At 46.4% G+C, this 20,775-nt stretch carries 18 protein-coding genes, 1 tRNA gene and 4 pseudogenes; 9 read left to right on the top strand and 14 right to left on the bottom strand.

Translation table 11 applies throughout. From position 1 onward, the window contains the following. The first annotated feature begins 328 nt into the window (after positions 1–328). On the top strand, positions 329–622 hold the full coding sequence (locus DDT52_RS06110) for a type II toxin-antitoxin system TacA family antitoxin (RefSeq protein ID WP_136155584.1): 294 nt from the start codon (positions 329–331) through the stop codon (positions 620–622). After that, entirely contained in the window at positions 619–1,113 is a 495-nt protein-coding gene (locus DDT52_RS06115) for a GNAT family N-acetyltransferase (RefSeq protein ID WP_136155585.1), read from the top strand. Before DDT52_RS06110 ends, DDT52_RS06115 begins: the two co-directional genes overlap by 4 nt. A 486-nt stretch (positions 1,114–1,599) precedes the next feature. Here DDT52_RS06115 and DDT52_RS06120 read toward each other — a convergent pair. Next, positions 1,600–1,820, bottom strand: a pseudogene (locus tag DDT52_RS06120) (transposase); the annotation flags it as partial. 49 nt (positions 1,821–1,869) lie between these two features. Next, positions 1,870–2,612 (bottom strand): annotated as a pseudogene (locus DDT52_RS06125) (IS630 family transposase); the annotation flags it as partial. A gap of 268 nt (positions 2,613–2,880) precedes the next feature. Here DDT52_RS06125 and DDT52_RS06130 point away from each other — a divergent pair. Then, positions 2,881–3,972, top strand: a complete 1,092-nt coding sequence (locus DDT52_RS06130) for a hypothetical protein (protein WP_136155586.1) — start codon at positions 2,881–2,883, stop codon at positions 3,970–3,972. 682 nt (positions 3,973–4,654) lie between these two features. Here the strand turns inward: DDT52_RS06130 and DDT52_RS06135 are convergent. The 5 genes from DDT52_RS06135 to mobC all read right to left on the bottom strand — a co-directional run bounded on the left by DDT52_RS06135 (position 4,655) and on the right by mobC (position 8,426). Then, the gene (locus tag DDT52_RS06135) at positions 4,655–5,629 is read right to left on the bottom strand and encodes a retron St85 family RNA-directed DNA polymerase (RefSeq protein ID WP_136155587.1); all 975 of its coding nucleotides are present in this window, start codon (positions 5,627–5,629) and stop codon (positions 4,655–4,657) included. After that, positions 5,616–6,566, bottom strand: a complete 951-nt coding sequence (locus tag DDT52_RS06140; protein WP_136155588.1) for a retron St85 family effector protein — start codon at positions 6,564–6,566, stop codon at positions 5,616–5,618. Before DDT52_RS06140 ends, DDT52_RS06135 begins: the two co-directional genes overlap by 14 nt. A 531-nt stretch (positions 6,567–7,097) precedes the next feature. Beyond that, positions 7,098–7,403, bottom strand: a complete 306-nt coding sequence (ccdB, locus tag DDT52_RS06145; protein WP_136155589.1) for a type II toxin-antitoxin system toxin CcdB — start codon at positions 7,401–7,403, stop codon at positions 7,098–7,100. A gap of 2 nt (positions 7,404–7,405) precedes the next feature. Beyond that, positions 7,406–7,624 carry a type II toxin-antitoxin system antitoxin CcdA gene (gene ccdA, locus DDT52_RS06150; protein ID WP_136155590.1) on the bottom strand — a complete coding sequence of 73 codons (219 nt, stop codon included), beginning with the start codon at positions 7,622–7,624 and terminating at the stop codon, positions 7,406–7,408. A 58-nt stretch (positions 7,625–7,682) separates the two neighbouring features. Beyond that, the gene (mobC, locus tag DDT52_RS06155) at positions 7,683–8,426 is read right to left on the bottom strand and encodes a MobC family replication-relaxation protein (protein ID WP_136155591.1); all 744 of its coding nucleotides are present in this window, start codon (positions 8,424–8,426) and stop codon (positions 7,683–7,685) included. Positions 8,427–8,518: 92 nt separating this feature from the next. Between mobC and DDT52_RS20900 the strand changes: the two genes are divergently transcribed. Then, entirely contained in the window at positions 8,519–8,740 is a 222-nt protein-coding gene (locus DDT52_RS20900; protein WP_168709745.1) for a hypothetical protein, read from the top strand. Positions 8,741–9,211: 471 nt separating this feature from the next. On the opposite strand, the pseudogene DDT52_RS06165 reads toward DDT52_RS20900, so the two are convergent. Beyond that, positions 9,212–9,546 (bottom strand): annotated as a pseudogene (locus tag DDT52_RS06165) (hypothetical protein). A 185-nt stretch (positions 9,547–9,731) separates the two neighbouring features. Here DDT52_RS06165 and DDT52_RS06170 point away from each other — a divergent pair. Together DDT52_RS06170 and DDT52_RS06175 are read left to right on the top strand one after the other, a co-directional pair. Then, the gene (locus DDT52_RS06170; RefSeq protein ID WP_136155592.1) at positions 9,732–9,923 is read left to right on the top strand and encodes a YlcI/YnfO family protein; all 192 of its coding nucleotides are present in this window, start codon (positions 9,732–9,734) and stop codon (positions 9,921–9,923) included. 302 nt (positions 9,924–10,225) lie between these two features. Then, a complete protein-coding gene (locus DDT52_RS06175; protein ID WP_136155593.1) occupies positions 10,226–11,146 on the top strand; it encodes a 5'-nucleotidase in 921 nt (306 codons plus the stop codon). A gap of 216 nt (positions 11,147–11,362) precedes the next feature. On the opposite strand, the pseudogene DDT52_RS06180 reads toward DDT52_RS06175, so the two are convergent. From DDT52_RS06180 to DDT52_RS06195, 4 genes and pseudogenes are all read right to left on the bottom strand, one after another. Further along, positions 11,363–12,624: pseudogene (locus DDT52_RS06180) on the bottom strand (tyrosine-type recombinase/integrase). A gap of 544 nt (positions 12,625–13,168) precedes the next feature. Further along, positions 13,169–14,098 carry a nucleotidyl transferase AbiEii/AbiGii toxin family protein gene (locus DDT52_RS06185; RefSeq protein WP_136155594.1) on the bottom strand — a complete coding sequence of 310 codons (930 nt, stop codon included), beginning with the start codon at positions 14,096–14,098 and terminating at the stop codon, positions 13,169–13,171. Further along, positions 14,085–14,867 (bottom strand): type IV toxin-antitoxin system AbiEi family antitoxin domain-containing protein, encoded by a 783-nt coding sequence (locus DDT52_RS06190; RefSeq protein ID WP_136155595.1) that lies wholly within the window; start codon positions 14,865–14,867, stop codon positions 14,085–14,087. Before DDT52_RS06190 ends, DDT52_RS06185 begins: the two co-directional genes overlap by 14 nt. Positions 14,868–15,209: 342 nt before the next feature. Next, positions 15,210–16,142 (bottom strand): COG2958 family protein, encoded by a 933-nt coding sequence (locus DDT52_RS06195; RefSeq protein ID WP_136155596.1) that lies wholly within the window; start codon positions 16,140–16,142, stop codon positions 15,210–15,212. Positions 16,143–16,516: 374 nt separating this feature from the next. Here DDT52_RS06195 and DDT52_RS06200 point away from each other — a divergent pair, with 374 nt between their 5' ends. From DDT52_RS06200 to DDT52_RS06215, 3 genes are all read left to right on the top strand, one after another. Next, positions 16,517–17,116 carry an ash family protein gene (locus DDT52_RS06200; protein WP_136155597.1) on the top strand — a complete coding sequence of 200 codons (600 nt, stop codon included), beginning with the start codon at positions 16,517–16,519 and terminating at the stop codon, positions 17,114–17,116. Continuing rightward, positions 17,113–17,334, top strand: coding sequence for a helix-turn-helix domain-containing protein (locus DDT52_RS06205; protein ID WP_136155598.1), 222 nt, complete (start codon positions 17,113–17,115; stop codon positions 17,332–17,334). The genes DDT52_RS06200 and DDT52_RS06205 overlap by 4 nt, the downstream gene beginning before the upstream one ends. 754 nt (positions 17,335–18,088) lie before the next feature. After that, positions 18,089–18,958, top strand: coding sequence for an integrase domain-containing protein (locus DDT52_RS06215; RefSeq protein ID WP_136155599.1), 870 nt, complete (start codon positions 18,089–18,091; stop codon positions 18,956–18,958). A 258-nt stretch (positions 18,959–19,216) separates the two neighbouring features. On the opposite strand, the gene DDT52_RS06220 is transcribed toward DDT52_RS06215, so the two are convergent. Both DDT52_RS06220 and DDT52_RS06225 read right to left on the bottom strand, forming a co-directional pair. Further along, positions 19,217–20,476: a tyrosine-type recombinase/integrase gene (locus DDT52_RS06220; RefSeq protein ID WP_136155600.1), complete on the bottom strand. Its 1,260-nt coding sequence runs from the start codon at positions 20,474–20,476 to the stop codon at positions 19,217–19,219. 163 nt (positions 20,477–20,639) lie between these two features. Continuing rightward, positions 20,640–20,715 (bottom strand) — tRNA-Phe (locus DDT52_RS06225). Positions 20,716–20,775 lie beyond the last annotated feature (60 nt).

The following is a 20,775-nucleotide window of genomic DNA, read 5'->3' on the forward strand; positions in this document are numbered from 1 at the left end:
CAAAGTCCTGGCCGGCAGGCCAGGACTTTGTCATCAATCTGAAACCAGCCGTTAGGCTGGTTTCTTTAAATCAGAGGTGCCGGACTCGGAATCATTCAGCTTTCTATTAAGTTGAAATACAGCATAAATTTTAACCGCATCTATTGTCAAGACCCGTGGATTGACCCGTATTTTAATAGATAGATCAGAATGATGGGTCACATGCGATAAAGAAATGCCCGGTTCGTTCCTTTGGTTCGATTCCCTATGATACCGATAAATCGTAATGACATTAGCGTTACGGTTGCTGTATGATTAATATCCAGAGAGTAGGCCGGAGGATAACATCATGCCAGTGACGAACAACGTTTCTGTTAAACGCGAAACATTGAATTTGCGCATCAAGCCCGCTGAACGCGATCTGATCGATCGTGCAGCGAAGGCCAGAGGAAAAAATCGTACTGATTTTGTCCTTGAGGCCGCTCGTGCTGCCGCAGAGGAAGCGTTGATCGATCAGCGCATCATCATGGCAGATCCTGATGCTTATCAGGAATTTCTTGCTCGTTTGGATCAGGCTCCTGCACCAAATGCCGCGCTGCGAAAAACCATGCAAACGCCTGCACCGTGGGAACAGAAAAAATGATTTCCGCCCCTGAGCCACTCCGCGCCGAACATGTACTATCTTCCTTCTGTTGCGGCGTGGAGTCTATGGACAACTGGCTGAAACAGCGGGCGATGAAAAATCAGGTCACTGGCGCATCACGAACTTTCGTCAGTTGCGATGGCGCTAAAGTGTTAGCGTATTATTCATTGGCTTCCAGTGCCGTAGCAATGAATGCCGCCCCTGGACGTTTTCGCCGCAATATGCCCGATCCGATTCCGGTGGTAGTGCTGGGACGTCTGGCGGTGGATACGTCATTGCATGGTCAGGGAGTTGGCCGGGCGCTGGTACGAGATGCTGGGCTGCGGGTGATTCAGGTTGCTGAGACTATCGGCATTCGCGGGATGCTGGTTCATGCGCTATCTGACGAAGCGCGGGATTTTTACCTACGGGTGGGGTTTGAGCCTTCACCAATAGACCCGATGATGCTGATGGTGACGTTGGGGGATTTGGTGGGGAGTTTATCAATTTGAAATTGATGTTTTGCCTGTGCATCTCAAAAATGAATAGTTTGTTGTAGCTGGATACTTAGATTGGTACACAAGGAATGTCTGGAGCCCTGTAGAGGGTAAACTACGGTGGGAGGCGGGAACTGAACGGGGAAAGATTCAATGTTGTTGCTCATTAGACCTTTTCTGGTCGGCTCTTGTTCATACAGCGAACAGCGTTAGTCTGGCGAAAAATCGGTGAGTGTGATGAATACAGTATTTTTGTAACCGTAGGTTAAGCTTCTTGTGGAGACCTACGCTGGCTATGAGCGGACACCTCAACTACGGCGGGTGCGAATTCACCGTAAGCTGCTTAAATTACGTCTAATATTTATTGAAATGTCTGTGAAACTGAATGATCATCCATCAAGGTAAAGTCTAACGATCAAGCTGTCCTAAATGTCCTGGTCACTTGTCTAGCTTGGTAATTGACAGCTCAAGCGATTTTGCCCGCATACTGACACAACTTTAATCTGGGAAACGCAGCGAGATTTCCATTAGTGCAAAAATGGAATCAATAAATCCCTGTGCGGCCTGCAGGTTCAGGCGGAACATGCGTTTAACCACCAGAACAGTGGGAATAGCAAGGTCGGAATAGCACTAGGATTTCCCCATTATAAGAGTATTGCAGACTCATACCAGTCCAGAATGGCCTTGTTGTCCAACAAGAAAGTGGCAGAGCCACGGTTGATGAGGGCTTTTCTGTAAGTGCTCTAAATAGCTTCGCATATTACCGCTCCATTTTGCCAGTCCGTGTTGATTGTTGGGGAACGGCGATGCAGCATTCATAAACTGATTTACCTGTTCCAGTAACTGCCACATATATCGGCATTGATGATTTCGCGTTATGGTTTCGTGTAACGACAACCACAGCTGTTCTATCGGATTCAGCCACGGCGAGTACGTCGGCAGGAACAGTAACCGGAACTTCTTGTTCTCTGCCAGCCAACGCGCCACTTTGCGGCTTTTATGGATGATGTAGTTATCCACGACCAGCGTCATAGTTTTCACTCGCCGGTAAGTTCGGCGTAATGTTTCTAATAGTTTGATAAAAAAGTCAGAATTCTTGCTGCCGCCGCTGACGTAGTGGACTCGTCCCGTACCCGAATGGAGCGCGCCAGCCAGATAATGTTTTTGATTCTGCCCCGGTGTAACAATGCGTTTTTGTTGCCCTTTTGGCATCCAGTCCGCACCGATTTTCGGGTTCAGGTCGATATCGACTTCATCCTGATAGAACACGGGATGGTCCGTCCGGGCCTGAGGCTTTTTAGTCCTTCAACACCATGTAAAGTAAACCAATTTATCCATCTTCCAACGGATGAGCGAGCGGCACAAAGCATTTTGGCAACGTCGGTAACGGTCATTCCCTGATGAAGCATCAGCATGGCAATGAGCCGTCTGGCATGGTTTTTATCACGGGTTTGTTGGGCTTCTTTTCTCATCAGGCGTCGTTCTTCATCGGGGATAAATGCTATGATCGGCATAACTCAGTCCGGTTGGTGATTTGTGATGTTTGGCGATTGATCAGATCGCACAATTCGGACTGAGTTCCCTTCAGGTGATCTACTATTTTGCGAAGTTATTTAGTTAGTGATTCTGAATTTCTGCTTCGCCACTAGACTTCCTGCGTCATAAGGATGATGCGTGATCTGATCCTGTCATTTAGCAAAAGTTCGATTTATTAAACAAACTCGGTATTAGGTGTAAACTAAACCCATAATATTCTAGAACGAGATCTGGAGATTGATGAAAATGGATAAACGCTCTGATATTAAATTCATAAGACCCTGTCATTTTATATATGAAGACGGAAAAAAACTTACTCCAGAGTATACTTTACAGCTATTGAAAAAGAGAAGAGTGGTTCAGATAAACTTAGATAACTGCTCGCTTCAGAGGATGGAGGAATTATCACCAACCGCCACCTTAGAGGATGTACGAAGAGTCGGATTATTACCTTTGGTTGAATTATTACAAACCGGAGAGGTATGTTTGACAGCAATCGGAGTAAATGAGATGCCTGACTCGTGGGTTGAAAAATCCATGGCAGCATATCAGAACTTTTGCCGTCTATTCTGGCCAGGCCATATTGACGACCCTGATGCAACGTTCAGAGATTACTCTTCAGATCCTGAGAAAAATAAGGTTCTTTTTCAGGATCTGTCAGATGAAGCCAGGACAGTTTATGGGTTTCATTACGTGCCAATGCTTCAAATACAAAACATCAAACTTAGCTACAAATCCTTCACGCCTGAAAAGAAATTTGAGATATATCTCTTTAGCATTATTAACTTTATTGACATTATTAGCGCTTACGATCTTGAAATTGCTAAATACGCTTTCTGGGATATCGATTCAAATACAATAAATTGCTTACCAGAACAAATCCATAAACGGCGAAAATACATAAAAGCAAACTTTTACAGAAATGGAAGTAGTTTAGAAAAATGTCGTTGGCATGCTTTTGATTCAGCAATGGATTTGCATTGGTTGACAGGAGCAAACTTCTCTGAAGATATAGGTTCTCATATTACTATTAGAGGAGAAAAAATTATTGTTGAACATTGGGTTGGTACTACCGATCATAAATTGTACTATATTTCGAAAGACATTCATCATGTATATCATGATGGCTCAACTATGAAAGCACTCATGTCACCAAGAGAAGGTGAGCTTTCTGAATTTAATTACTGGAAAAGTGTCGATCGTCTTGCGGAAAACGTGCTTAGGTTCAGACAGCAATCAAAAAAAGGTATGCCGTCAAACATTACTGAACGCATAGATTTAGCAGTGAAGGTAATTGAAAAAGAATTATCAATATATTTTGATTCTGTCAAAAAATAAGGGTCTAGATTATTTTAGTAAGTGGGAAGCAAGTCGTCTGGGGTCTAACTGTACTATCTGTATATATAAATGGTTAGTAGCTCAAGTGACCTGCCTCCAGGTTAAATATAAACGTCAAGAGCTTTAGGGATTTTCTACTATTCCAGTTCTATATCCTAGAAGAGGAAATGACATATTTCCTAACTCTTCGATTTCGATAAAACGCTCAAAGATCTCCAGTCTGGGCAGGTCATTTATCGGGATACTTACACCACCAATGCTGTTTTAAAGTGTAATAGTTATTTTTAATAAGGCCGTTTATGGCGGCCTTGATGCAAATTTACTATATCTTGCCAGATTCTAAGGATTATAGTAAATTTTATTAATTACATCCTTAATGAATGGAAAATCATAAGTTTTGCAATCATTCATTAGGAATTTAAGAAAATGATCTTTTTCCTCATTTGGGAATATGAATTGAAAGTCATAAGGTGACCTGCTCCCCGTTGATTAATACACCGCGATGTTAGTTATGTCTTCATCAGCAATGTGAGGGCATCCCCATGAAGAAGCGTATTTCCGACTAACAGATCATCAACATCCTCCGCGAGCTCGAAGGCGGGGTTTCTGCCTAGGAACTCTGCCGCAAGCATGCTATTTCAGACACAACCTTCTACACTTTATTTGTAGTACATATGATTTACTATATCTCCTTATGAGGAATTAGATCCGATCGAGTGTAATTATTTTCTATTTTTTTTATTTCCTTAAAATATTTTCTGGATATTTTGGTATAAAAGTTTGCATCAGCATTTTTTACATAAGCTAAATATCCAGAGAGGATGTTTATTTCATTCTCATCTAATCCTTTTTTGTTTAAATGACTTAGATATAATCTTATCTTATCTTTCATTTTCTTATGAATAGTTAAATGACTATCATGACATATTCTCAATCCAGTAATAATTGCACTTCCACCAGAAGAACTGCATATTTTTAACTTTTGTTCATTTAAATGAAAGGTGGCATTGCATTTATCAACGCTTTTTCTAATAATAGAAATTAACGCTGAGTGAATCCCTTTTTTGCAAGACGAAATCACTAGGTCATCAGCGTATCGTGTGTATATAGGGTTTGCGTCATTAATGTTATTTAATTCCGATTGGATTATTTCATCAAGCTCTCTTGCTATAAAGTTTGCTATGAAAGGTGATGTTGGAAAACCAATTGGGAGAGTTTTTTTGGGTCCGATAAAACAAGCTTCTTTTATTGTTTTTAATAAGTCATTGTCATATTCTTTGGGGAAGTTTATATCTGCTCTGTACTTATTGAATGTGTATGAAAAATCCTCAAAATTTATAGAGGGGAAAAAATCTTTAATATCGGCTTTGACAAAATATTTATTCTTAGATTTTGAGTGTCTTAGTGCATTATCTTTTATTGACCTGTTTTTTATAAATGCAAATGCTGCATCATTTAGTGGAATTAAACAGAAAACCCGCTGTAATAACCAATACTGTAAAACTTTTCTTTTGGCAGATGGATGATAAATAACTCTGATACCCCCATTTCTTTTAGGTATAGTCCACCTTCTTGGTTCTTCAGGGGAGGATAAAATATCAAAAACAAAACCTTTTTTCATTTTTAGATCATTTTCTATCAAATCATATAGCATCATAAATGAGTCGTCTTGGATAGTTTTTAAGTATAAATGACTTGAAAATGGATGATACTGAATCTATGTCAAAATCATATTTTAGATGATGAATTCTTTCGCGTGAGAAATAACAATCTTGTCTGTCAGCATCAATGATATTTATCGCTCGTAATATTCCCAGATGCTTTTGAATCGGTTTTTTATATGAAAAACTATCACCAAATATTTTTGAGCATATTTCAATTATTTCTCTTAGATTTAATGGGCCAAAAATGAAAATCAAGTCGTGAATAAATCTTACTGAGTCCTTATCGAATTTTAGATGAGGGTTAAGATTTTCTTTGGCTAAAGTTCTAGAATTTGTTCGTGTATTTGGATATAGTATTTGGTAAAGAGAGTTAAAAATATCACCTATTCCATCAACTCGCTCAATTGAAGATTTCCCTTCAAGCATATTATAATGTAATAGGTTTTTGTTTTTAGTTACATCTTTTATCGCTTTCACCGGACCATGGTTTATAAAAGAATTTGCATTTATATATTTAGTATCATTAATAACTATTAGTTTTTTCCTTAATTCTTTACTATATGAAAATGCTCCTAATTCAGCAAACGATGAGTAACTTTCGAGTACAATTACTATGGAGTCGGCTAAGTTAGATAGTTCAGTTTCTACATCTAGTAAATTATCAGATAAACTATTATTTGAATTGGTCGTAAGTTCTTTAAAAACTAGCTCAGCTAAGAAGAAATGACAGTTAGGAAGATTTCTATATGAGAAATTTAAAAGTTCTTCTCTTCTAGCAGAGGGAGAGCCATTTTCTCTATTAGCACCGCATAAGAAAACAAATTTTTTCACATTGCCTGGGCATTTTACTTTCCCATTTTCCAAGAAATAATCAAATGCCGTTATTGCCCTATTTAACTCAGTCTTGGATCTGTTTAATTGCATAAGCATCAAAAATACTCCGCGACATATAAATTATATGTCAAAAATCAATTAAGTATTTAGTCTTAAAATAGTAACCAAACCTACTAGAGCACGTCATTCAGTTTCCTGAGCGACGGCCACCAGCCGCCGCTCAGGAAACTGAATGACGGGCATTGGTTAAATCTTAGGCGAAACCGTGGTTCACGGCCCGATGAGCTTATGCCCATAAATTGCTAGGTTTGGTTTTATTAAAGGTTCCATATTTTTTATATAAATACAAGATATTTTAACGTTTTATTGACTTTTATTGGGCGGGGAATTCATGTTAACAATGATATCTTGAAGTAATTATTTGATATATATGGTTTAGTTTTCCGCTTGTTCAGGGTGTTAGATCCAAGTAATCTGCCTGCTATTCCATCATTTGCTTACATTTCCCTGTATGCATTTTGGTAAACCGCGCAGTTCGCTTTTAAAGATCTTCCGACATACAGATTATGTCCCCCTGGGAGAGTTTCCATGCGTGATGCTCATTCACTAATCAATATAGAATGGCTCTCAAATCCCCCAAAACATAAGATTAATAGCATCCTTAATCTCATCCGCATACTCCCCAAGATCCGCAATTTCTCCACCAATCACCTCAAAAGGAATGCTCGACAGCTCCGTAGTCATCAGTCGATAATCTTCCCCAACGATGCGGATCAGAGGGAACAGCATTTTATTCACTTTCTCAGACAGGTGATGCGACTCGATAAGCGGAATGACCATGCGCCGTTTTGGTGTCTCGACAATATCACTTTGCACATCAACAAACATTTTGTAGTGACTGGCGCGTTTGTATTGATAAACAATAAATTGCATGATTACCAGTTCCTGTTTTCATCCGCAAAGGAGCCATTCTGTGCGATAAATCGGGCGACTTCCTTCATCCCTTCGCGGTTTTCCTTCTTCCACTCCTCAGCTTTTATACGGCGGGCTTCTTTGCCAATGACATCGTTCACCAGCCCAGAAATATTGACTCCGGCAGCACTCAGAACCTGATAATTGTCTTTGTCTACGGTAACGCTAACGCGGTGTTTCATGATGGTGCTCCTATTTTATGCATACTGTTAGTATATACTTTGCATGATTGTTCGGCAATTAGCCAAAATTCAACGCTAACCCCCTCAACTCCTCAAACGTATAAACCCGAAAAACATGGCGGTGCTTCGTTTCCAGCGCGATGTGCTGATGATTCACGATGACGTGTTTGATGCTATTGAACAGCAGTTCGATAGCCCGTTTTTTCTGTGGGTCTGGCACGATGTAGAAAACGTACATCCAGAGCTTTTGAGTACGCGCCAGTAAATGGTTGGCGATAATCGACTGGTAGCGGGCTTTAGTTTTCAAGCGGCGTTCGGTTTCAATCGCGATGACCGTTCCATTCGGGAGTGTTATTACCCCATCCGGGCGGTGTTTGGTCTGATAACGGCGGCTGAATACCGGGCAGTCGCCGTGAAGCCGCCCATAAGCGCCTTTCTTTTCTAAAATAATCCGAGCGAGCTGGTTATCAAGGTGATGCTCCAGCGTCCAGCCGGTGATTTTGGCAGGCTCAAAGCGTGCAGGAAAAACGTCATCATCTGGCGTAACGACAGCGGCCAATCCGTTGTTGGTTATCCCCCACAGTGAGATTTTCTCTATCCTTGTGCAAAACGTCTGCTTTTGAATGAATCCCATGTTGATGGCTTTTGCCAGCAACAGATAAAGCGGCTTGTGATTTTTATAATCAAAAAGCAGCATCAGCGTTTTAAAGTCGCTGTAGGTTTCTTCTTTCAGAAAGGTGAGCAGAAGTCGCATTTTTTCGTGACTACGCGCCCGGCGTTTACGGTAATTGGAAATAAGCATGGTTCCTTCTTCGCATTTTACGGGGGGGCTCTTTCGGTTTTATCGCCTCATGGCTTCGGCTCATATTTCCGTGAATGGCATGGGTCCATGCGATGCGCCGACAGCGTGAGGCGAATGCGATGGCCGCTTCGCAGCCATGCGCCGGAAAATACATTTCCCGGCACAAAACGGCGTGCGCCAGTTCATGCGGGCTGGACGCCCTTATTGCCTGTCGCATGGGGGTAATGTCGCGGCTGGACGCCACGCCAAAACCCCCTAAGGTCAACGGCGGCACACCGTCGCGCCTCGCTACCGGCTGGTGGCCGGAGACTTAGCCACGACGGTGTGCGGGGCTGATGCCCCCCAAATAGACCGGCGCGTGGGCGCGTCTTTTTGCTCGCTGGGGCGGCAAAATTTATTCGGCTCCCCCCGGCCTGCTCGGTTTCCCTTGGGGGAACGCTCGCGGGTGGGTTCGGGCGACGCAAATTAGCAATTTTTGCGAAATTGAATTTACTCGCCTCACTCCACGGGTGAATGCCCGCGAGGTGCAGGCATTCACCCGCCTAACCCCGTCGCGTCTTGCATTGTGGCTGAATGGCCTGTTGAGCGCTGTTAGCGTTGCGAAAATAAAACGTGTTGGCATGTCTACCCCGCTGAAATCAGCCAGTAGGAAAGGCTATCGTGAAAGGGCGGTGTTGCCTGCAAACAACTCAATATCGAATAGGAAGAATTATTGTTATTCAGCCTCGGACGTAAAGCTCTGACCTAACGGCAGAGCTTTAATCAGGCAGGCTATATTCAAATGGCTATCTGGCGGTGAGTGAATGTGCGCGTTTGTGCATCGTGGTAAGGGCAGGGATGAGTAAACTGATTGCGGTTAACCCATGCCCCAACTGGCACAAACTTTCTGGCGTCGATTCGCACACGTCATTATCGGCAAAGGTAATCAGCGCATCGCCAATGAAATTCAGACAATGGCAAAGCCCGGCCTGTGTTTCGGCGCAATACTCAGTGACCAGCGAGAGTTCGTTATTGTCCATGTTTGAAAAATTCAAATGAGCCAGCGCGGCACTCATGGCCGGTTCTCATAATCCGGCAGTGATTGATAGGACGAGCCCGTGTTACTATCGGTGTCAGCCATAGCATTAGTCCTCATAATGTTGTGGTCAGAAGCCCGGTTAGTGTTGGCGCACTGCCGGGTTTCGTTTTTCACCATGAATTCGCTCTTGGTGTTCATACACCTTAACGCTAGGTGCACATACACTTCAGCGTGTTTAAAAATATTTTTCCTTGTATAGTGTGCGTTCAGCGAGAAAGGAAAACGACATGCCTACAGGTTCTAAAAACAAGCGTTCAATCACAAAGGGAATTCGCTTCCCGCATGAGCTTATCGAAGAAATAAACGCCAGCGTTGCGCAGGAGAAAACGGAAGATCCCGATGCTAATTTTTCAGCTTGGGTTCTGGATGCTTGCAACCGAAAACTGGCAGCGCCAAAACGCGATAAGCCTATTAAATAATAGTCTGTATTTTTAATCTGCATTGTACGAAATTGAAAAGGAAGGATGCGATGAATCTTGTGAGTGAAAAGCTTACGGTGTAGATTAATCGGAGACGAAAACTTCGTTTACACTCTCCGTGCAGGCTGCGTAAATATTAGCAAGTTCCCAATATTGGGGGAATCGAATATATGGGTTTATTATTTTTAATAGATAGTCCCTCTGAAGAATAGTGAAATTTATCGCGGTTGAATTTTTTTCATTTTCATCTGATAGAAAAAACCATTAGTGTTATAAATATTTATTTTAAGGATAATGAGTTTATGGCATACGATCTTGAAAGTCGCTTAGTCATCGGTGTAGCATCCAGCGCAGTATTTGATTTGACCGAATCAGACGAGGTATTCAAAAGTGAAGGGGAGGAAGAGTATCGGAAATTTCAAGAATCAAACTTGAATACTCCTTTGCCAACAGGAATTGCATACCCTTTTATAAAGAGATTACTTGCTTTAAATGATTTAAGTGATGACACTTTAGTTGAAGTTGTATTACTGTCAAAAAATGATCCAGATACAGGTCTTAGGGTCATGAAAACAATTGAACATTATGGTTTAAACATAACTCGTGCAATATTTATGCAAGGTAGGTCTCCCTATGAGTATATACCAGCATTAAATATTTCTTTATTTCTATCGGGAAATAAAGAAGATGTTGATGTTGCAATTAAATCAGGATTTCCAGCGGGCAGAGTTCTTGACTCAAAATTCATTGATGATGAGACTGATAATTCTCTTCGAATCGCATTCGACTTTGATGGTGTTCTTGCTGATGACTCTTCCGAATCTGTTATGCAGGCATCGGGGCTTGATGAATTCCATGCTAATGAAGTGAAAAATGTTATGGAGCCTCATACTCCTGGCCCCCTTAAGGAGTTTTTGGTCAGAGTTTCAAAGATTCAATCTGTGGAAGAGAAATATAAAATATCTCATCCAGAGTATGAGAATCGCCTCAGAATATCTATAGTAACTGCAAGGAATGCTCCTTCACACGAAAGAGCTTTGAATACACTTAAGAAATGGGGAGTTATGACGAATGATGCATTTTTCTTGGGAGGAATAGAGAAAAGAAAGGTGCTTAGTATTTTAAAACCTCATATTTTTTTCGATGATCAGTCTAGCCATCTGCAACTTGCTAGCTCCGTAGTTCCTTCAGTACATATCCCATTTGGAATAACGAACCAATGAAATATATCTTCGTATTTTAATCGTGATATATATCAAATATTTTTCATAATATCATGATTTTTTCTGCTAGAAAATTAGGTAACTCGGCTTCGATTCATAAGAGGGCTTTGGCAGAATGCTCAGGTGCCAAAAGATACTCGAATGATTTTATGACAACGCTCCTGACGGATTTTCTATCACATAGAAAGCCCGTCAGAAGCCAACAAGCGCAGCGCGTTAGCCCGCCGTATAACTTCGCGCATAAATATACGGCGCGACATATCCTTCGCGGCTGACGTCCAGATAATCCGACCACCACTGCATCATTTCGATTCTGGCTTCCAGATGCTCCGCTTTATGCACGTAGGCAGCTCGTACGCCGTTTCGCTCTTTGTGACTCATCTGCCGCTCAATAGCGTCTTTTGACCAGCGTCCCGACTCGTTCAAGGCGCTACAGGCCATGGTCCTAAAGCCGTGGCCGCACACCTCGGTTTTGGTGTCATAGCCAATCACGCGCAGCGCCTTGTTGAAGGTGTTTTCACTCATCGGCTTGTTCAGGGTATGTGCGCCCGGAAAAACGAAGACCGATTCGCCAGAAATCGCCTGAATCTGTTGCAGCAGGGCGACCGCCTGCCGTGACAGCGGCACCAGATGTTCATCCCTCATCTTTGCGCCACGCTCTGAGAACCTTACGCCTTTTACGGTTTCACGCTTTGCAGGTACTGTCCAGATATGGGCTTTCAGGTTGAACTCATCCCAACGGGCGAGTCGCAATTCGCTGGCTCGCAGAAAAACATGCAGATTCAATTCCAGCGCCAGACGAGTCAGCATCCGGCCTTTATAGCTATCCATCTTCTCCAGTAGTTCAGGCAGGCGTTTCAGCGGCAGGGCGGGGTGGTGTTGGGTCACCACCGGGGTCACGACGCCATCCAGATCGTAAGCCGGATTATATTTAATCACGCCCTGCTGTACCGCGTGGCGCATGATTTTGGTCAGATGCTGACGTACCCGCCCGGCGACGTCATGCACGCCTTTATCGTCGATGGTTTTAACCAACTGCGCCAGATGGCGGGTCTCAATCTGAGCGATATCCATCGCGCCGATATCGGGAAAACGTAGCGTTTCAGGCAGGTGAGGATCTTATCGGCGTGAGCGTCCGACCAGAGCTTAAGGCAACTGGTGTGCCATGCGGTGGCGATGTACTGAAAGGTGCGGGATTCATCAACGGCGGTATTATCCGTTTTGCGGATCAAGGAAGGGCTGATGCCGGACGCCAGCAGTTTACGCGCCGTGTCGCGCTTTTCACGGGCTTCCGCCAACGTAATCTGAGGATAGCGGCCAAAGGCCAGACGGTTTTCCTTACCGCCGAAGCGATAGCGGAAATACCATAACTTAGCGCCGCTGGCGGATACCGTCAGGTACAGACCTTGCGAATCGGTAAGTTTGTAGGATTTTGCGAGAGGTTTGGCTGCGCGGATTTTACTGTCATTCAGGGCCATGTGAGGGTCTCCTTCGTTCATCGAACTGAACGACCCGCAATCTGACCCCAAATTTTCCGGATACGAAGGGATAAATCAAAACGTATCGGGAAAGATTTTTACGCCAACTTATTGAATTACATACACATGGGGATTTATAAGGAGGCATAAAAAAGGAAAGGTGGCGGACTCGGAATCATATCGACGATTAACATGCTGTTTATTATTGGTTTAATTGCGAAATTATTGAAACAGAGCCCCCACTAAAGCCCCCATAAAAAATCGCTTTGTTTTTGTGAGGGTTATCACGATGAATCGGTGTGTTGGCGGTGAACCGTTTCGTTATGTGCGGAGTTAGGTCCACACATAACGGCCTGAAGTCCACATATCATGGTGCTAAACGAAGGGACAACATATGAATTAGGTGTTTTTGAGATAATGTATTGAAATGGATATGATTAGTTTATTGATTTAATTTGTATTTTTTTTGTTTTTTTGAGATATCGTCAGAATTCAGTTGAGATAATTAAACATCATGGCTCAATCTAGTCCCTCTGAACCCTGATCAAAAGCACTGTTCTAGAATCCTCTCAAGCTTGCTCACCGCCGCCGCATACTTAGCCGGATTTTTAGCGTTCAGCACCGCTAAGTTACGTTGTTTCCAGCGAATGGCGGGAAGATACTGAATATCAGGATAGCGATACAGCGACCAGTCAGGGTTGTTTTGCTTATAGCTGAGTAAGAACTGTCGATCCTGAGCGGTAAAATGAGATTTCAATGCCTGCGGTAGTAGAGTCGTTACTGATAAAAGCGATTCCAGAGAAGTCTCCTGCTGCGTCATTCCTGAAAATTCCTGCTGGTATAGCGTGGCGATCCGCGCCGTGTCCCAGTTTGGGGCCAGCAGTTCGGCTATGGGACGTGGATGACCTGCCAGATAACAAAGAAAACCATCAAAAATCTCACGTGTCAGGCTCGGTTTCTTCAGCATATTCAGTACGTCAAACAGATCGCGTGGATGCTGACGATCGAGTGCGGCGCAGATTTTACCGCCGTAAAGATCTGCCAGTGAGACGACATTTATGGTGGTAAAACCGTATTCCATTTCCACCTGCTCGCATACTGGCATCTCTGTTGGTGGCAACAGCAATCCACGCCAGACCGGGCTGACTTCAATCTTTATCTGCGCATCAGCGGCGTTAACGATGATGCGCTTTTCATCGGCTTTATTCTCCTGCCGAATAGCTGTGATCCCCGCTCTGCCGTTCAGCGATTCCGTAATACGCATTAAGGCGTCATTGATGGCCGACAGATCGGTATCGCGGTCCATGAAGGTTTTATAAACCAGATCGATATCTACCGATAGACGAGGGAAATTCTGCACAAATAAATTAATTGCCGTACCGCCTTTCAGCGCGAAACAGGACTCTCTCGCTACATGCGGCAGAGCCGTCATCAACAGCTTGACCTGTCGGGCGTAAATATCACGCTGATCCATCTTCGACTCCTTCTGGTTTAAATTCCTTGGGGACAGTGATCTGATAATCCGGTTCCAGCCAGCCGCCAGAGACGATTTGCCGCTTTCCTGCACCTGTTTCTATGCGGTGTTGATCGAGATACTGAAAATAAGGATGTCCGTTGCGTTGCGCGAGATAGAGCACCACCCGATTGGTTTTAATCGAATGACTGGCGCAGAGCAGCGCCTGTAATTTACGAGGGCTGAGAAGGTTCAGCCCTTGAAACAGAGTGTCGGCATGTTCAAACGAGATCTGTGCGGGAACGCCGCTGGCGATTTCATACGCGGCAAGTTCCGGGCAACTGCCCATTAATCTCCGATCGCCGATTTTCAGTTCTGTAGTGAATGGTGTTACATCAGCGGACAGGCCCGACGTATATAGCGTGACAAAGGTGGCGGATTGTTTAAAGGTGGCGAACCATCCTGGTAGCTTGACGTAAGCCGGGAGCGTGAGCCAGACCTGCGGCCTGCCCGGTTCGGTATAGTGAGCATGGCCCTGTAGCGCAAGACTGGTCAGCCCTGCCACCCGCACCGGTTTTTCCCACTGCGTTTGCAGGCAAGAAACCGCATCGACCCAGTCTGGTTCACGGCCCGTCCGACAGTAAACGCCATGCGCGATCCGCCTGAGCCAGCCGTTCTGTACATAGCGGTAAGAGAGCTTACGATCTATGCCGTTGCAGGTGAGCCATGACTGGAGAAGCACCTGACCGGGTAGGGTGTTTTGCATCAGCCAGTTTAGATAGTTTGTCAAATGCCGCCTCTGGATCGACAAAAAACTAAATTATTAAACCAATATATTACGTGACTGTGTACAGATACAATGTTTGGTTTAATTATTTTTGTAAAAGTCGATTAAAGAGCGACATTAAAGATAAAATATAAACGAATGTTCTATGTGGCAGGAGGATACCCGATTAATGAAATATCATATTGCCAGTCTGACACGGTTAACTGGCAGTGTGGCGTCTATCTCTTCAGACCAAGCAGGAGCAACCACCGTTACTTGTCTGTAGTACTGATCATTATGCATAAATACTTCCTGAACTTGAATAATGATCCATCACTGATGTATAGAGCAAAGGGGAGTGATGCGCTACTTATTCCATAACGCCTTATGTACTTTTCCGGTCTGGTGATACTCAGCCACTAGATCGATAAACTCTTTAAAGTCTTTGTTCTCTTCCACCAGCCGGTTAACAGATTGCCAGTCGATGCTGGTCCGCTCGCGCGCCGGGATCAACGTCTGGCTATTGCCCGGGTCCTGTGGGTTAAGCAGGATCACCCCAATGCCGTGCAGCGCGCACAGCATCTGAAGCTCTCGCTCAACGCCGCGCTGCTTATCTTCGTTAATCTCGGTGGCGACCAGATAGCCAAAGTGCGCCCAGCTTGAATTGCTCACTGCCTGAAAGAAACATTCGCGCACGTTGCTACGGTTAAGCTGTCGTTTTACTTCAAATGACCACAGGCGGGTTAAACGCCCTTCACTATGGCGGACACAGTTTTGCACCACGGTATCCCAGCCCTTATCAAGAGGCTGCAACGCAACAATATCGGGATAAAGCCAGTGGTTGGCCCCCAGGCCTTTGTTGTTGCTTGAGCGCTTCTCATCAATACGGCGGCAGAGTAAATCCTCTTCTTCAGAGAGATACTCAATCAGCAACGGATAAAGCGCATGTTCAGAGAAACTCACCGTTTCCGCCGAAGGTACCGGGGTGATATCAGAAGGCAATTGCACCTGAGCCCCGGCCGCAGGCTCGCCTCCCCAATAAAACAGCCTAGGTCGGGGCTTATCACGCGTCATTACTAACGGGCACATGGCTTTTGCCTTCACGGTGCGGCTACCGCCCACCTCTGCCGTTATCTGGCTCAAAAAAGCGTCATCGCTGGCAAAACGCGGATTCTTACGTTTTTCAGCCAACTCATCCGCATAGGTTTCGATGATTTTTTGCGCCAACTGACGAGCAGTAAATTGCTTATCAGGATTCGCCTGTAATACGTTGATAATCATTTGGGGACGACTGGTCATGGACACGCCTGTAAGAGCCACATTCAACGCAGGTAGCGCTGATGTCTTTGGTTAATAACTCCTGTAAAGGTACTCAGTTTACCTTTACAGGGTAGAAGAACCAAGATCGGTGTCATCTTGCATAACATTTCTGAAATGATGGTTGAATCTCACTTTCATTGCGATAGCGATCGCAATAACTTCAACTAGTTAACACCACTCTATATGGTATTACGAAAAACACGATAACCCCCTTGCCGTTTATTCCCTGTCGCGCTATCTTTAAACCGCACCTGCAAAATCAGGTGTCGGGATTGGTCTCCTGAAATACTTCATTGGCGACATAGGACGCGCCAGCGTCTTTTTTTATGTCGTATGCTTAGCTATGCCGAATTATGGTGGGCTGGGCGGGGGCACCGCAAGGTGCGCCGGTGTCCGATGAGGCCGGTAAGACCAACTCCGTTCAGTCCACCACCCGCAAGATTGGTCTCTTCGGTGGTGGTAATATTCCTTACTCATCGGAGGCTGCCACTATGGCTACAACCCTCAACCAGACTCACCCGTTACTCACTGTTCCTTTCAGCACCGCTACGGATTTCACCGTACTGGCCGATCATTGTGAAAAGTGCGCAGATACTCAGGCGGAAAGCTACGATCCTGTACTGAAGATGGCTCTCTGCGGTCGGCTTGCCGCCGGTCTTGCGCTGCTGAAACCGGGCCTAAGCGATCCCATTCCGCCTCACCTGATAGACAGCCTGACCGTTGATACCTTGCCCACAAACTCTCCCCGTTTTGCCCCCGATGCGGATACGCTTTGCGATTACTGTTTTACCCTGACTCAGCTTCTGCTTTGCCGGATGTTTCCGCCACAAGCGGAAGAACAATTGCGCTGGCTCTTAGCGGAACTGGTTGATTACTTTGCTTCTGAACTGAAAGCCCCGCGCTGGATACGTACAGCGGATGGTGTGAAATGTATTGATGAGGAGGCGGCATGAATCAACAGGACTGGCATCCCGCCGATATTATTGCGGCGCTGAAAAAGCGGGGAACGTCGCTGGCGGCGGTTTCGCGTAACGCGGGGCTGGCCTCTTCCACGCTGGCGAATGCGCTAACAAAACACTGGCCCAAGGGAGAACGGCTGAGTGCGGAAGCGTTGGGTGTTGCGCCTGCGGAAATCTGGCCTTCCCGTTACCGCAAGCCAGAGGAGCACTAAAGTAAAACAATCTATCCCGCCCTGTTATCGGCGAACGCGGATAACAGGGCGGGAGAAAGCAAGCGAAGCGCGGCAGCTTGTCATTCATAAAATGGCGAAGAAATCAACAAACAACTGTGTAAAAGCAAAAAACAGTTTTCCCTTTCCGCGTTATTGCCACGGGTGTAAGTTTTCGCCTGCACAAAATGCTTCACGACCTGAGAGAAGCGCCTGATGAATCAGGATGGTCAATCCCTTACCGGCGGCTACCTTTGCAAACCGCCGGGCCATCCTACCGATGGTTAAGGTCATCCTTCACTCTCTGCTCCAATCTATAAACATGACAGGCTTTGCTGCCGCGTGACCGCGATCCTGAACCAGAATTTTCAATTTTCACTCACTGCGCCAGTCCAGTGCGTCACTTTAACCGCGCCAAGCGGGAAAGTGACGCACCAGCGCTATGTTACTGCACCAGACAATTCCACTGCGCCAACGCACGGCGAGATTCTGACACCGTGATTTCACCCACTTTCACTCACAGGAGAACTTGAACCGATACCGGAGGGGGATCAGGACGATCCGGGGGATAACCCGCACAAGCGGGCGGCTGTTCAGAGAGCACAACCGAAGCCCCACAACACCTCAACGGTTGCCGCCCCGGCGCTCAGGTATCGTTCGCAGCTCCGACAAAAAATCAGGGGCTATCGGCCTATGCGCCGGGGAAGGTTGTATCTGTTTTGGATTTTGCGGCAATCATGAAAAGGGGAAAGAGAACATGGGCATTCTGGAGCAGGAAATGAAAACGCTGGCGCGACAGGCGGGCGGCAGTCATAAAACCGTTCACGACCGTATGGCGCTGGCGCAACGATTTTGTGAGCGCTTACTGGGGCAGAATGTACAGATCCGGCGGGTGGAGCAACTGAAAGCGCGGCATATTGAAAGCTATATCCGGGAACGGCTGGAACGGGGCATAACGAAACGTAGTCTGCAAAACGAGATGGCAGCGATCCGCTGTCTGCTGAAGCAGGCCGGGCGTGATCGTTTGGCCGCCAGTGAACGGCTGTCCAATAAATCGCTCGGTTTGTCCGGCGCATCCCGCAACGGCACCCGGCAGGCCATTACGAAGGAGCATTATCGGCAGGTGCTGGAAACCGCTCGCGCAAAAGACGCCAGAATGGCGGCGGCACTGGAACTTTCAAGGTTGATGGGATTACGTTCACAGGAAGCGGTGCAGTGCGCGCAATCGCTCAGAACGTGGAAACAGGCGCTGGAGCGTGGTGAAATCCGGCTCACCGTGGTTTTTGGCACCAAAGGCGGACGGCCTCGCGAAACGGTAATTCTGGATGCTGGCGCAGTCAGAAAAGTGCTGGAAAATGCGCTGGCTGTGACGGAACAACGCAACGGCAGGCTGATTGATAAACCCGACCTGAAAAGCGCGATGAAATACTGGCACGGTCAGGCGTCGCGTATCGGCTTGACCGGCGCATATTCCCCGCATTCATTGCGCTACGCCTGGGCACAGGATGCTATTCGCCATTATCTGGCGCAGGGATTCAGTGAAAAAGAGGCGCTGGCGCTGACGGCGATGGATCTGGGCCACGGCGATGGGCGCGGGCGCTATGTGGCGCAGGTTTATGGGCGTTGAAACGAAGGAGTTATTCTTATCTCTGGTGCAGTAAAAAGAAAAAGGGCCGAAAGGGTAAAGGGATGCCAAGGGTAACAGCGCCAAACCGGAAAGGGCCAAAGGGCTGAAAAGGCCGTGATTGGCGCTGTTCTATGTTCGTTCGACGGGGAATCTGGTGCAGTTCTGCGATTTTCCGGCGTCAGTGAACTGGAGCAAGTAAAAAAAGCAGATCCCCCGCTGGCGCAGAGATCTGCTTTTCGGCGTCAATCAGTCGCGGGTTCAGGCAACCTGAATATGCCTCTCAAAACGGTAAGCCGGGATGAATTTCTGCCGACAGGCGTCGAGATAGTCCGACCACCATTGCATCATCTGTGTGCGTTCGTCGAGGTGCTCCGCCTTGTGGATATACGCGGCGCGGACGTGGTTACGCTCTTGATGGCTCATCTGCCGCTCCACGGCGTCTTTCGACCAGCGCCCGGACTCAATCAGCGCGCTACAGGCCATCGTGCGAAAGCCTTGACCACACACGTCCACTTTTGTGTCATATCCAATCACTCGCAGCGCTTTGTTGATGGTGTTTTCACTCATTGGCTTACGCGGATCGTGGTCGCCGGGAAATAACAACTCGCTGTTACCGGACAGCAGTTTTAGCTGCTTCAGTATAGTTACCGTCTGTGTTGACAGCGGCACCAGATGCGGTGTTTTCATCTTCGCGCCGCGCTCTGAATAACGCACGCCCGGAATGGGTTCACGTTGCGCGGGGATGGTCCACATTGCGGCATCCAGATCGATCTCCGTCCAGCGGGCAAAGCGTAGCTCGCTGGAGCGAATAAAGATCAGCAGGTTAAGCTGCACCGCCAGACAGGTTAGTAATCTGCCGGAATAGCCTTCGATCCGTTCCAACATCTCCGGCAGCTTCTCCAGCGGTAGGGCGGGGTAGTGGTTTTTTGGCGGCGGCGCAATGGCTCCGGCCAGATCGTTGGCAGGGTTGCTGGCAATCAGTCCCTCCTGCACTGCATAGCGCATGATCGCCGTGGTGCGCTGCTGTATTCGTGCGGCGGTTTCCAGATTGCCTTTTCTTTCCGCCACCCGCAGCGGGATTAGCAGGTCAGCCGTTTTCAGGTCGGCAACGGGGAGTTTACCGATCAGCGGAAAGACGTGCAGTTCCAGCGAGTGCAGGGCTTTGGCGGCATGGGCTTCAGTCCAGCGGATATTACCCGCCACCCACTTGCGGGCGATCTCTTCAAAGGTATTGCCGTTTTTGCGCGAATGTTTCTCCTGCTGCTTTTTTACGCCGGGATCGTCGCCTGCGCTGAGTACCGCACGGGCTTCCTCACGCAGTTTACGGGCATTTGCCAGCGTGACGGTGGGGTAAGCGCCAAACGCCAGCTTTTTTTCCTTTCCGCCAAAGCGGTACTTAAGATGCCAGAGCTTGGAACCGTTGGATTTGATCAGCAGGTATAAGCCCTGCGCGTCACTGAGTTTGTAAGGTTTATCGAGCGGCTTGGCGTTGCGGATGGCGGTATCAGTCAGAGGTATGGTGGGGGCTCCATAGTTTATCGAACCGACGGGCCCCCAATTAAGCCCCCAAAAACTACGGATGTCAAAAAATCTGGCAGTACCTATTGGTACTCCAGATTCTTATCAACTTACTGATTTTTCAATGTTCCCGGACGCATAAGGGCATCCTGAAACTAAATTATGGTGCCCGGACTCGGAATCGAACCAAGGACACGAGGATTTTCAATCCTCTGCTCTACCGACTGAGCTATCCGGGCAACGGGGCGCATTAAACCGTATTGGCTGCATGTCGTCAATGTGTTTCTGTCACAAACCCG

The sequence above is a fragment of the Brenneria roseae subsp. roseae genome, from assembly GCF_003115845.1.
Classification (GTDB): domain Bacteria; phylum Pseudomonadota; class Gammaproteobacteria; order Enterobacterales; family Enterobacteriaceae; genus Brenneria; species Brenneria roseae.